Below are 12,962 nucleotides of genomic sequence, written 5' to 3'. Positions count from 1 at the left end.
AGACCGACCCAATGCTCGCAATCATTGGCGGTAGCGGACTCACGCAGCTTTCGACGCTCGAGATCGCCCGCCGCGAAGTGGTACGCACCCCTTACGGAGAACCGTCCGGCGCGCTGACGTTCGGCCGCCTGCGCGAACGCCCGGTGGTCTTTCTCGCGCGCCACGGCTATGGACACACGATCCCGCCGCATCTGGTCAATTACCGCGCAAACCTGTGGGCGCTCAAGCATGCCAAGGCGACCGGCGTCATCTCGGTGGCCTCTGTCGGCGGCATCCGCGACGATTTCGGCCCCGGCGCGCTGGTCGTGCCTCACCAGATCATCGACTACACGTGGGGACGCAAGAGCACCTTCTTCGAAGGTGGCGACGAGGGCGTGCATCACATCGATTTCACTCATCCGTACGACGAACCGTTGCGCCAGCGGATTCTCGCGGCGGGCGTGGCGGCCGGCGAACATATCTGCAATGGCGGGGTGTATGCCGCGACGCAGGGGCCGCGCCTCGAGACAGCCGCCGAGGTCAACCGGCTCGAGCGCGATGGCGCCGAACTCGTCGGTATGACCGGGATGCCCGAAGCCGCGCTCGCCCGCGAAATCGGTCTGCCCTATGCCGCGGTCAACGTCATCGCGAACTACGCCGCCGGGCGTGGCGCGAGCGAGAAAGGCATCCTCTTCGACAGCATCGAAGTGGTGCTGCAGGATGCGATGGTGCGCGTGCGACGGGTCCTCGAGGAAGTCTGCAAGTCCTGACGACGGCGAGTGCCCGTTTGGCCGTGTCGACATCGCCCGGGCTACCAGTAGAAGGTCAGCGACCGCTGTCCGGTGCGTCCAACGCTGGCGTTCCGGGTTTGCTCGCGCCCGTTCGCCATCGCGGTGACGCGGTAGTTGCCGGGGGGCAGTTTTGCCAGCATGAGCGGACCGTCCGCTCTCGCTTCGAGAACCTTGCGGCCCGTGGAATCGGCGATTGCGACGTTGACGTCGGCAAGATAATCGCCTGACTTTTCGGCGAAAACGAGTTTGAGGTTGAAGTTCTGCGCGGAGGCGAGGAGTTGGTTGCGCTCTTCCTCGCCGACACCGCCGGTGATGTAGCGCACGCCCTCGAACTCCCGCACGTCGAGTGCCGGAGCCGCTTCCTGCGCCATGGCGGCGCCGCCCCACAACCCGGAGGCGAGAACCAGCAGACCGGCGGCGATGTTGTGTTTGTTCATCGGGATACCTCCTGTGGTGGAAACCGCCCTCCATGCGACTGGCCGACCGAAAGCGAGTTCCGGTTGCCTCGCATTCGACGTCGCACGCACGGCGTGGTCCGCGGCTTTCCACGCTCAAGATCGCTGGTAGGTGCCGACAAGTTCCGCCTGGGCAAGAATGTGGTCCTGCATCGCCTGTTCCAATTCAGCCTTCGTCGGAGCGCCAAGAGGGGCGAGGACGATGTCGAGGGCATAGAGCTTGTGGAAGTAGCGGTGCCGGCCGATCGGGGGGCAAGGGCCGCCGTAGCCGGTGCGCTTCCAGTCGTTCGTTCCTTCGCGCGTGCCGGGCGGCAGGTCCGCCATGGCGACGGCTTCGGGCAGACCCGCCGTCGTCGGCGGGATGTTGTACAGCACCCAGTGCACCCATGTTCGCTGGGGAGCCGCCGGATCGGGCGCATCGGGGTCATCGACGATCAGCGCCAGGCTGCGAGTGTTGTCCGGGATGCCGGACCAGCCCAGGGGAGGGGACACGTCACGGCCGTCGCACGTGTAGCTTGCGGGAATCGCGCCGCCGTGGGCAAACGCCGTGGAACTCAGAGTCAGGCTCATGTTCGTTGCTCCGGTTGTCGATTACGGGGACCGGCTTTGCGCCTCGCTTGCCAGGGTTGATCGGATACTTCGGGAGAAGGTTGGTGCCGATCGCTGTTGCCCACGGCGGCCCGGCATCACTACCTTCCCGGAAAGAACCTGCGGTTCGCCGATGCTCTTACTGTAGACCGTGGCCCGAGTCCCGCTTGCGCCAGCGGACATTGCCCTTGTGCCGCGACTGCCGGCATCGAGTTCTTCGCGCGGAAGTGTGTTCCGCCGAACTTTGCCCCGTTGGGCGGGCGCTCCGGATTCGTGATATTACTCACGCCGGGCTGCAGGCGTGGCTGTCCCCGCTGCTGCCCGGACAACTGCTCGAGGACGTGGGGAAACGGGAATGGGAACTGCTGCGAATGAGTTGAACGCGCTGGGTATCGCGACACCCGCTGCGGGCGCGGACATCCCGCCGCTCGACGTCGCCCGGCTCCGCGACGACTTCCCGATCCTCGCCCGCGAAGTCAATGGCAGGCCGCTCGTCTATCTCGACAACGCGGCAACGAGCCAGAAACCGCGTTGCGTGATCGACGCGCAAGCGCATTACTATGCCGTGCTCAACGCGAACGTGCATCGCGGCGTGCATCGCCTGAGCCAGGAGGCGACCGACGCTTTCGAGGCCGCTCGCGACACGGTCCAGCGGTTCGTGAACGCCGCGCGACGCGAGGAGATCGTCTTCGTGCGCGGCACGACCGAAGCGATCAACCTCGTCGCGAACAGTTTCGGCGGACGTTTCCGCCCGGGTGACGAGATCCTCATCACGGCCATGGAGCACCACTCGAACATCGTGCCGTGGCAACTCGCTTGCGAGCGGACGGGGGCGGTGCTGAAAGTCGCCCCGGTCAATGACGACGGTGAGCTGCTCGTCGCGGAGTTCGAGCGCCTGCTCGGGAACCGCACGCGGATCGTCGCGCTGGCGCATGTGTCGAACGCCCTCGGCACGATCAACCCGGTGCGGGAACTCATCGACATGGCGCACGCGCGCGGCGTGCCGGTGCTGCTTGACGGCGCGCAGGCGGTGCCGCACGTTGCGGTCGACGTGCAGGCGCTCGACTGCGACTTCTACGCGTTCTCGGCGCACAAGCTCTATGGGCCGACCGGCATCGGCGTGCTGTACGGCAAGGCTGCGCTGCTCGACGCGATGCCGCCGTGGCAGGGCGGGGGCGACATGATCCGGCAGGTGAGCTTTGCCGGGACGACATACAACGAGCTGCCGTACAAGTTCGAAGCGGGCACACCGGACATCGCCGGCGCGATTGCGCTGGGCGCAGCGATCCGCTACGTCGAGGAAACGGGAATCGCCGCGATCGCCGCGCACGAGGACGCGCTGCTCGAGCACGCCACTCGGCAGGCGCGCGCGATGCCGGGCCTGCGCCTCGTCGGAACCGCGCGCAACAAGGCGGCGATCCTGTCGTTCGTGTTCGACGACATCCACGCACACGATGTCGGCACTATCCTCGACCATGAAGGGGTGGCGGTCCGCACCGGCCACCACTGCGCGATGCCGCTGATGGAACGCTTCGGCCTGCCGTCGACGGTGCGCGCGTCGTTCGCGATGTACAACACGCACGACGAGGTCGACGCGCTGTTTGCCGCATTGCGCCGCGTGCGGGAGGTGTTCGATGGGTGAGCTGCGCGACCGGTACAGGGAAGCGATCCTCGATCGTGGGCGGCGTCCGCATAATTTCGGTCGGCTGCCGGACGCGGACCGGCACGGCGAAGGCTTCAACCCCTGTCCGGCAACCGTATCAGGGTGCAACTGAAAACACGCGCTCGCCGCGGAACTTCCCGCCGCGCATCGCCCAGACCCGTGCCCCTCCCGCCCCCCCGGCAGGGGATGGCCCGCGGCAGTTAGTCCGGGTATCCTCGCCCCGTCCTTCCGTTTTCCTTGCAGGAGATCACAGTGCCAGGCTTGTTGCGCCATCCCGACCCGGACGGGTTGCTCGAATATTCGGTGGTCTATACCGACCGCTCGCTCAATCACATGTCGCGGGCCTTCCAGGGTGTAATGAACGACATCTCGCGAATGCTCAAGGAAGTCTACAACGCGAAATCCGCGATCGTCGTCCCCGGCAGCGGCACGTTCGGCATGGAAGCCGTCGCCCGCCAGTTCGCCACCGGCCGCAAGTGCCTTGTCATCCGCAACGGCTGGTTCAGCTATCGCTGGACGCAGATCTTCGACATGGGCAACATCCCGGCCGAATCGACCGTCCTGAAGGCGCGCCCGGTCGATGACGGGCCGCAGGCCGCGTTTGCACCGGCTCCGATCGAGGAAGTCGTCCGGACGATACGCGAGCAAAAGCCCGACGTCGTCTTCGCTCCGCACGTCGAGACCTCCAGCGGCATGATGCTGCCCGACGCCTACCTGCGCGCGGTCGCCGACGCGGTGCATTCGGTCGGCGGCCTGTTCGTGCTCGACTGCATCGCGTCCGGCACGATCTGGGTCGACATGCAGGCTCTGGGCATCGACATCCTGATCAGCGCGCCGCAAAAAGGCTGGAGCGGTTCGCCGTGCTGTGCGCTCGTGATGCTGGGCGAAGGCGCCCGCGCGAAAATCGAGTCCACGACGAGCACGAGCTTTGCCTGTGACCTGCGCAAGTGGCTGCAGATCATGGAGGCGTACGAGAACGGCGGCCACATGTACCACGCGACGATGCCGACCGACGCGCTGACGACGCTGCGCGACGTAATGAAGGAGACCCGCGACTACGGCTTCGACAAGGTGCGCGGCGAACAGCAGGAACTGGGCGACAGCGTGCGGGCGCTGCTGACCCGCAAAGGTTTCAAAAGTGTCGCCGCCGAAGGGTTCCAGGCGCCGGGCGTGGTCGTCAGCTACACCAGCGACCCCGAAATCCAGTCCGGCCGTGCATTGTCCGCCCAGGGCCTGCAGATCGCCGCGGGCGTGCCGCTGCAGTGCGACGAACCGGCGGACTTCCGCACGTTCCGCATCGGTCTCTTCGGTCTGGACAAGCTGCACGACGTCGAGCGCACCGTCCGCTACCTCGATGAGGCGCTGAACCGGGCCGGCTGACCGGCCCGCAGCCGTCGTCCGGCGTAATGAACGACGCCAGGCCGGACGCGGCGCTACATAAGCACCGCAGTGAGTCGTGCGATGACGTCGCCGAACACGCTCGTCAGCACGACCACTGTCGGCATGCCGTAGCAGAACGCATACATCGACCGGCGAATCCGCCGCGACGCGGTGTCCAGTTCCATGAAATACGTGCAGACGATGCGCACCTTGACGCCCATCACCAGCGCGATGATCGCCGTCACACCGAGATCGGGGTCTGCCGTCCCGCCGACGCCGGCGCTGCCGATGCTGAGCAGGACCAGCGTGATCCAGGCGAGATCGAGTTTCCGCGTTTCAATCATCGTTCGCTCCCTCGCTCAGCGCAGCATGTAGAACAGCGGGAAGATCATCAGCCAGATGATGTCGGTCGTGTGCCAGTAGCACGCGAAAGCCTCGAGCCCGTCGTGTTCCTCGGCGGTATAGCTGCCGGCGCCGGTACGCACCATGACCCACAGCAACCCGAGCAGTCCCCAGAACACGTGGACGAGGTGGTTGAAAGTCAGGTAGTAGTAGGTGACGAAGAACACCCCTGCATCGCCGTCGAGCCCGTTCGCGAGGTTCCAGCGCACTTCGAAAAACTTGACGACCGGATAGATCGCGCCGATGACGAAAGCCGCTGCCAGCCAGCGTAGGCAAGCCTGCCTGCGCGCCCTGCGCATCGCCACGAGGCCACGCGCGACGCAGTAGCCGCTGCTCAGCAGCGCGACGGTATAGGCGGTGCCAGCAAGCAGCGACAACTGCGCGTGGCCGCCACTGAAGCTGACGGGATGGTGCGCGCGGGCGATGAAATACACCAGGAACATCAGGGCGAACTCGGTGACTTCGCAGTAGATGCCTACCCAGATGGCCTTGTTGCCGGGGATTCGGCCCAGCACGGGTGCATGCAGCGGAAACGTTGCGGCGGAATTCACGATCCGGACCTCGGTGACGAATGGGACAGGCGAAGACGTTTTTTGGAACATCCTGCGCCGGATAACGGTGGATTGTCCCGCGATCTGCGATTCGCATACAGCTACAGACGACAACTTGTTCGACCGGCACAGCCCCAAACGCTCGCCGTACGCTACCGGCAAAAGCGTGACAGCGGCCCGGGTTCGGGCGCTTGACGGCAGGGTATAATCACGCCCCAGCCCAGCCTCCGCATGCCTTCGCGGCGAGGCACGACCCCACCAAGCCGATGACCGAGATCACTGACAGCGCACCGAGCCTGCTGCTCGTCGACGACGAGGCAAGCATCCTTTCTTCGCTCCGGCGATTGCTGCGGCCGGCCGGCTACAAATTGCATCTTGCCGAGAGCGGCAAGGCGGGGCTCGAGATTCTCGAGCGGGAACGCGTCGACCTCGTGATCTCCGACATGCGCATGCCCGAAATGGACGGTGCCGAGTTCCTCGAACATGTGCGCAACCGCTGGCCACAGGTGACGCGCGTGCTGCTCACCGGCTATGCCGATGTCACTTCGACGATCGACGCGATCAACCGCGGCGAGATCTACCGTTACATTGCCAAGCCGTGGGACGACAACGATCTCACGCTGATCATTCGCGATGCGCTCGACCGTCAGCGGCTGCAGGCAGAAAACACGCGGCTGCAGACACTGACGCAGCAGCAGAACGACGAACTGAAGGAACTCAACACCGACCTCGAGCGCAAGGTCCAGGAACGCACGGCCGCCCTCGAACAGACGAACGACTCGCTCAAGCAGGCAAACGAGCGGCTCAAGCAGAACTTCCTGGTCTCGATCAAGACCTTCTCCGGCCTGATGGAATTGCGCGGAGGCGGAGTTGCGGGCCATTCACGGCGCGTCGCCGATCTCGCCCGCAAGCTTGCCGCCCGCCTCGACATCGACGCCAAGAGCCAGCAGGACATCTTCCTTGCCGGACTGTTGCACGACATCGGCAAGATCGGTTTCTCCGACACGCTGCTCGCAAAGCCTGTCTCGAAAATGAATGGCGACGAAATGGGGCAGTATCGCAAGCATGCAATCGCTGGCGAATCCGCGCTGATGCCGCTCGACGAGCTGAAGGAAGCCGCGCGCATTGTGCGCTCGCACCATGAACGTTTCGACGGACAGGGTTTCCCCGACGGTCTGCAAGGGCTCGCGATTCCGCTGGGTGCGCGCATCCTGTCGGCCGTCAATGACTTCGATGGGTTGCAGGCCGGCACGCTGGCGGAGAATCGCCTGAGCGCGGACGAGGCGAAAGCGATGCTCGTGCAGTCGCGCAACCGGCGCTACGATCCACAGGTGGTGGACGCGCTCGTCGAGATGCTCGGCGGAGTTGCGCAGGAACCGCCTGCACGGGATGTCGCTGTGTCGGCGCTCAACCTCCAGGTGGGGATGGTCCTCGCACGTGACCTCGTCGGGCGCGACGGCACACTGCTGCTCGCTGCGGAGTATGTCCTCGACGCCTCTCTGGTGCGGCAGATCCAGGACTATGCGCGTCGCGAAGGCATCGCCCTGACGCTGCACGTCCGCCGCGACAAACTGTGATGTCGCCGCAGAATGCGACCGGCGCCGCACGAACTGACGCTGGAGGGGCAATCCTGATGCTGGAATCCGGGCTGCAGGAGCAGGGCCAATGACCGCAGGTGCATGGGGTGAAGAGCTGCGCGCAATTGCCCGGGCGGACGAGCGGATCAGCGAGGCGGTCGGCCGGATCAATGCCCTCGCACTGCAGCACGCCCGGCGCGCAGGCAATCCCCAAGGCAAAGACCCGGCCGAAACCGAAATCGAAGCGCATTTGACCGGACTCGTCGGCCTGCTCGCCGAGCGATGCCAAGCCCTCGCCGTGGCCAACGAGCAGCTCGACGCGCAGCTGGCGGAGCAGGCGAGCGAACGTGAGCGCGGGCGCCGGGTACTGGCGGAAGCGGCGGCACGCGTCGAACGGACGCAGAACCAGCTGCTGCAGTCGGAGAAGTTGGCTGCGGTGGGACAGCTGGCTGCAGGAGTTGCCCACGAGATCAACAATCCAGTCGGATTCGTGAGTTCCAATCTGGGTTCGCTGACCTCGTACGTGGAGCGCCTGTTCAGCCTCATCGATGCGTACGAGCGCCTCGAAAGCGAACTGCCTGCCGATCACTCGGCGCGCGCGGCAGTGCAAAAAGCGCGCACGATCGCCGAGATCGACTACTTGCGCGCGGACATCCCCGATCTGCTGCGTGAATCGCTCGATGGGCTTGCCCGGATCAGGCATATCGTCGCCGACCTCAAGGACTTTTCGCACGCCGACGAAGGCGAGTGGCAGGACGCGGATCTCAACCGCGGCCTCGAGAGCACGCTCAATATCGTGTGGAACGAAATCAAGTACAAGGCGGAGGTGGTGCGGGAGTTGGACGACTTGCCCCCGGTGCGCTGCATTCCCGCACAGATGAACCAGGTATTCATGAATCTGCTGGTCAACGCCGCGCAGGCCATCGAAACCTCCGGGACGATCAGATTGCGCAGCGGAACGATCGACGGACATGCGTGGGTGGAGATTGCGGATACCGGCAAAGGGATGCCGCCCGAAGTGCAGCAGCGCATTTTCGAACCGTTCTTCACGACCAAGCCGGTCGGCAAGGGGACCGGGCTCGGCCTGTCGATTTCTGCCGATATCATCAGGCGTCATGACGGCCGCATCGAAATTCGCAGTCAGCCCGGTCGGGGGACCACGTTCCGCATCCTGTTGCCGCTGCACGTTCGTGACGCTGGCGCCGCAAGCAGCAAGAGCTGAGCAATGCGGGCAGTTTTTGCCCACCGGGATATTTCCGCACGGTCCGCCCGGTGCGCAGCCGATTCGCTCTTGCGAAGAATGGCCCATTCTTCATAACATGCCGCCGAAAACAACCACTGCGTTCGGGGCAGACATGACCAAACAAGCGGGTCCGGGCGATGTTGTCGCTGTCGATGCCGAACTTTATGCCGGTCTGCAGGCGATCGCCGCAGGCACTTTTCCGAAGCACTGTGCGCTGTGCGGCCGAAGCTATCGGGACGTTGACGATTACGTCGCCCAAACGCAGCGTATCGGCTCCGGGCGGAGCGGTCTCAAGCAGACGACGGACGACGACGGGCAGGTGGTGCTGGAGCTCTTCCGCAATTGTGTCTGCGGCTCGACGCTGATGGACTGCTTCAACAATCGCCGCGACACGAGCGAGGCGGGGCTGCGGCGCCGCGCGCGTTTCGGCGAGCTGGTCGACTCGCTGGTCGCCAGGGGGCTCGAACACACGCGGGCGCGTGCGGAATTGCTCAACGTCCTGCGCGGCAAACCGAGCCGCATTCTCCGCCCCGTGGCACGCCCTGCGGAGAAATCGTAGCCGGATTCGGCTCTAGGCGTTGCCGCTCAAACGGCGGACGTATTCTTGCGGCGGTCGAAACGCTCGAACGCGTCGCGCACCGACTGCAGCAGTTCACGGTCGTCCCAAGGTTTGTGCAGGAATCGGAAAATCGAGCCGCGGTTGATCGCGTTGGTGATGGTGCCGATATCGGAATAGCCGGAGAGGACCAGGCGCACGGTATCCGGATAAAGGGTTTTCACCCTGTCGAGCAGCTGGATGCCATCCATGCCGGGTATGCGGAAGTCCGACATCACGACCCCGACGGCGTGCTTTGCAAGCAGATCGAGCGCTTCGGCGGCGTTTCCGGCGAACAGCAGGATGTAGCCTTCGCTGCGCAGGACGCGGCGTAGCGCCGACTGAATCGACGGTTCGTCATCGACCAGCAGCAACGTGCGGTCGGGCCGGTCGATCTGCATTGGGAAAACCAGTTGCTGGCGGTCGCGGATCAGCGTGGCCAACGCCTCCGGGGCGACCGGGGGGGAAAAATGGTAACCCTGCATCTCGTCGCACCCGCGGCCGCGCAGGTAGAGCACTTGCCCTTCCGTTTCGACCCCTTCGGCGATCACGCGCAAGTTGAGGCTGTGGGCGAGGGAGATGATCGACACGGCGATTGCCGCATCGCTCGCATTGGTCGTGATGTCGGTGACGAAGGCGCGGTCGATTTTCAGGTAATCAATGGGGAAGCGCTTGAGTGCACTGAGCGACGAATAGCCGGTGCCGAAATCGTCGATCGCCAGCTTCACACCGATCGCCTTCAGCTGCTGCATCATCAGGATCGCCCGCGCCGGGTTGCCCATCAGCGCGCTTTCGGTGATTTCGAGCATCAGCGACGCGGGCTCGAGGCGGTAGCGGGACAGCAATGCCGCGACGTCGGCGACGAGATCGTCGCGGAAGAACTGCAACGGCGAGACGTTCACCGCGATGCGGCGGTAGTCGATGCCGTCGTCGATCCATTGGCGCGCCTGAGCGCAGGCGGTTTCCAGCACCCAGCGGCCGATCGGCAGGATGAGTCCGCTTTCCTCCGCGATCGGAATGAATTCGCCCGGGGAAACCAACCCCAGTTCAGGATGGCGCCAGCGGCACAGCGCCTCGCTGCCCACCACTTCGCCGGTCAGCAGATCGACTTTCGGCTGGTAGGCCAGAAACAGTTCGTCCTGCTCGATGCTGCGTCGCAGCGCGAGCTCGAGGCGCAGTCGCGGGGCGGTTCGCACGTTCAGGTCCGTCTCGTAGAAGCAGAACGTGTCGCGCCCCATTTCCTTTGCGCGGAACAGGGCCACATTGGCGTTGCGCAGCAGCGTGTCGACGTCATCGGTGCTGGTTATCGCGGCGACGCCGATGCTGCCGGTGAGCCACAGCTCCTCGCCGCCGGCCGGAATCGGCGCCCGCAAGGCGTCGAGAAGCCGGGTGGCGAGCGACACCACCGCCTGCTGGCTCGGCAGCTCGTCCGTGATCAGGACGAATTCATCGCTGGCGACTCGCGCAACGATGCTGCAACCCTCCGCGGCAGCGACAAGTCGCTCGCTGATGACGACCAGCGTGTCGTTGGCGATTTCGTTGCCGAAGCTGTCATGGACGACCTGGAAGCGGTCGATATCGACCCACAGCACGAAACACGCGCTTTGGTTGCGTGTCGCGAGCGCGAGCGACTGCTGCAGGCGATCGCCGAGCAGGTTGCGGTTTGGCAATCCAGTCAGCGAATCGTGGTTGGCCTGGTAAGCCAGCTGTTCCTGGTAGCGGTGTCTTTCCGTGACATCGCGAAATTCGATGACCGCGTGGTCGATGCCGGCAACGTCGTCCCCGACCAGCGTCACGCTGGTGTCGAGCCAGCACACGTCGCCCGATGCACGGACGAGGCTCAGCGGCACTTCACCGGCTTGCCGGGCAGTGACCAGCGCGTCGAGCTGCTCCCAGCCGTCTGCATCGAAACCCTGTCGTGCGAGCGTCGGCAGGTCCATGGCGATGAGCTGGTCTTCGTCCATCCCCAGCAACCGAAGGAGCGCCGGGTTGGCGCTGACGATGCCGGCCGGCTGGGCATAGCGGTAGATGACCAGGCCGTTGTGGCTCGCCTCAATCGCGCGGTTGCGCAGTTGCACCGCGGCTTCGGCCTTCTCATGCGCGGCGCGCCTGCGCAGCGCGACAATGCCGAACGCGAGTTCGCGCGCGGCATTCTCCAGCAGGCGCGTTTCCTCGGCGTCGAATGCCCCCGCTTCGCCGGTCAGCACCGTGAGCACGCCGAACACCCGGTCGGCCACCAGCGGAACGCTGATTATGGAGACGTACCCTCGCCGCAGCGCGTGATCGCGCCAGGCGTCGAAGCGACCGTCGTTCGCGATGTCCCTGACGATGCAGGTCCGGCGGTCGCCGAGGGCGATCGACGACGGACACACGGCACTTCCGGTGTCGTTCAGGGTTTCGTTCACGACGTCGAGAAAACCCGCTTCATGCCCCGCCCAGGCTACCGGTCGCACGAATTTTTCGACATCCTGCGTGGCGATTCCGACCCAAGTCATGCGATAACCACCCGCATCCACGGCCGCGCTGCAGATCAGCTCCATCAGCTGTACTTCGTCGTCGGCTTGGGCCACCGCGCGGGTGACTTCATTGAGCACCCGTAACGCGCGGTTGCTGCGGCGCAGTTCTCGCTCTGCGGTCTCGATCCGTGCCACCGACTGTCCGATCCCCTCCGCCATCTGGTCCAGCGTCCGGGCGAGGTCCCCCAGTTCGCCGCTTCCGGGAGGCACGCGGGTGCGAGCCTGCAGGTCTCCCTCTCCCAAGCGTCTTGCAGTTTCGGTGAGATCCTGCAGCGGCCGCAACACGAGCCGCTGCGCGACGAACCAGCCGAGCAGCAGCAGCGGCACCGCGGCGCCGGCGAGCAGCAGGAGGTTGCGCTGAGCGACAACGGCCCCTGCGTTCTCGACGATCGCCGAGGGAATGCCGACACGCACGTAGAGGTCGCCGAACCTGGTCAGCACGGGTGCGATCGCCATGATGCGCGACACCCCATCGAGCCATACCGATTTCATCAGCAGGTCGCCGGTGCCGGTGAGCGCCGCCTTGAACTGGCTCAGTTCGGGAATCGTGCTCCCCGCCAGACCGGTCGGATCGGGGAGGCGAGCGAGGATGACGCCCTGCTTGTCGACGATCGTCACCACCGAGCCGTCGGGCAGGGTGGTTTCGCGCAGCAGCGAGCCGAACGCGCTCGGGGTTACGCCGACCCCGACTACCGCCGTGATCTCGTCGTTGTCATCGAACACCGGATGCGCCGAGATGACGACCGGTTGGCCATCGAAACGGCTGTTCTGGTAATCGCCCATGGCGAAATCCTGCCGCTCCAGGACGCGGCGGAAATAGCTGCGATCGGAGATATCGACCGTATGGCTGAAGGACTGCGAGCGGCAGGTGATCTTGCCGTCGAGTCCGGCGACGAAGACTTCCGCATACAGCTCGTGGAGCCTGGCCAGTTTCGCCAGCCACGCGTTGCATTCTTCGGTGGAATGGAGCTGCCGCACTTCCGGAGACTGCGCGAGCCCTTCGAGCAACCGGTGGAGATGGCTCACCATGTCCCGCTGACGGGTCGCGATCTGTCGCGCCGTGAGCAGCGCCGTTTTCTCGGCGGCTGCACTCGCCTCCCTGCGTTGCTCGAGACCGGTATTGACGATGATCGCCAAGGCAGGGAGCGCCGTGACCAGGATCAGCAGCAGCAGGCGGACGTGCATTCTGGAAAGCCACTTACCGATCATGTTCTTTCCACGT

The 12,962-nt window shown here is 65.0% G+C and carries 11 protein-coding genes; 6 read left to right on the top strand and 5 right to left on the bottom strand.

The window, feature by feature from the left end:
• The first annotated feature begins 11 nt into the window (after positions 1-11).
• Positions 12-749, top strand: coding sequence for an S-methyl-5'-thioinosine phosphorylase (locus GO608_RS17880; RefSeq protein ID WP_169198531.1), 738 nt, complete (start codon positions 12-14; stop codon positions 747-749).
• 41 nt (positions 750-790) lie between these two features.
• Here GO608_RS17880 and GO608_RS17875 read toward each other — a convergent pair whose 3' ends face one another.
• Both GO608_RS17875 and GO608_RS17870 read right to left on the bottom strand, forming a co-directional pair.
• Positions 791-1,207 (bottom strand): carboxypeptidase regulatory-like domain-containing protein, encoded by a 417-nt coding sequence (locus GO608_RS17875; protein WP_169198530.1) that lies wholly within the window; start codon positions 1,205-1,207, stop codon positions 791-793.
• Between the two features lie 114 nt (positions 1,208-1,321).
• Positions 1,322-1,795 carry a YbhB/YbcL family Raf kinase inhibitor-like protein gene (locus GO608_RS17870; RefSeq protein WP_169198529.1) on the bottom strand — a complete coding sequence of 158 codons (474 nt, stop codon included), beginning with the start codon at positions 1,793-1,795 and terminating at the stop codon, positions 1,322-1,324.
• 373 nt (positions 1,796-2,168) lie between these two features.
• Here GO608_RS17870 and GO608_RS17865 point away from each other — a divergent pair, with 373 nt between their 5' ends.
• Positions 2,169-3,455 carry a cysteine desulfurase gene (locus GO608_RS17865; protein WP_247003288.1) on the top strand — a complete coding sequence of 429 codons (1,287 nt, stop codon included), beginning with the start codon at positions 2,169-2,171 and terminating at the stop codon, positions 3,453-3,455.
• A gap of 273 nt (positions 3,456-3,728) precedes the next feature.
• Complete coding sequence (locus GO608_RS17860) at positions 3,729-4,856, top strand: aminotransferase class V-fold PLP-dependent enzyme (RefSeq protein ID WP_169198528.1); 1,128 nt, start codon at positions 3,729-3,731, stop codon at positions 4,854-4,856.
• Positions 4,857-4,909: 53 nt separating this feature from the next.
• Here the strand turns inward: GO608_RS17860 and GO608_RS17855 are convergent, their stop codons facing one another.
• Both GO608_RS17855 and GO608_RS17850 read right to left on the bottom strand, forming a co-directional pair.
• A complete protein-coding gene (locus tag GO608_RS17855; RefSeq protein ID WP_169198527.1) occupies positions 4,910-5,200 on the bottom strand; it encodes a cytochrome C oxidase subunit IV family protein in 291 nt (96 codons plus the stop codon).
• A gap of 15 nt (positions 5,201-5,215) precedes the next feature.
• The gene (locus tag GO608_RS17850; protein ID WP_169198607.1) at positions 5,216-5,743 is read right to left on the bottom strand and encodes a cytochrome c oxidase subunit 3 family protein; all 528 of its coding nucleotides are present in this window, start codon (positions 5,741-5,743) and stop codon (positions 5,216-5,218) included.
• A gap of 332 nt (positions 5,744-6,075) precedes the next feature.
• On the opposite strand from GO608_RS17850, the gene nosR reads away from it, so the two are divergent.
• The 3 genes from nosR to GO608_RS17835 all read left to right on the top strand — a co-directional run bounded on the left by nosR (position 6,076) and on the right by GO608_RS17835 (position 9,188).
• Positions 6,076-7,386, top strand: a complete 1,311-nt coding sequence (gene nosR / locus GO608_RS17845) for a response regulator c-di-GMP phosphodiesterase, NosR family (RefSeq protein WP_169198526.1) — start codon at positions 6,076-6,078, stop codon at positions 7,384-7,386.
• An 88-nt stretch (positions 7,387-7,474) separates the two neighbouring features.
• The gene (locus GO608_RS17840) at positions 7,475-8,608 is read left to right on the top strand and encodes an ATP-binding protein (protein WP_169198525.1); all 1,134 of its coding nucleotides are present in this window, start codon (positions 7,475-7,477) and stop codon (positions 8,606-8,608) included.
• Between the two features lie 133 nt (positions 8,609-8,741).
• Complete coding sequence (locus GO608_RS17835) at positions 8,742-9,188, top strand: oxidoreductase (protein WP_169198524.1); 447 nt, start codon at positions 8,742-8,744, stop codon at positions 9,186-9,188.
• A gap of 26 nt (positions 9,189-9,214) precedes the next feature.
• Here GO608_RS17835 and GO608_RS17830 read toward each other — a convergent pair whose 3' ends face one another.
• Positions 9,215-12,949, bottom strand: coding sequence for an EAL domain-containing protein (locus GO608_RS17830; RefSeq protein WP_169198523.1), 3,735 nt, complete (start codon positions 12,947-12,949; stop codon positions 9,215-9,217).
• Positions 12,950-12,962 lie beyond the last annotated feature (13 nt).

The organism is Aromatoleum buckelii, assembly GCF_012910785.2.
GTDB lineage: Bacteria > Pseudomonadota > Gammaproteobacteria > Burkholderiales > Rhodocyclaceae > Aromatoleum > Aromatoleum buckelii.
Note: the sequence above shows the minus strand (reverse complement) of the source record. Positions and strands in the feature narration are given on the sequence as shown.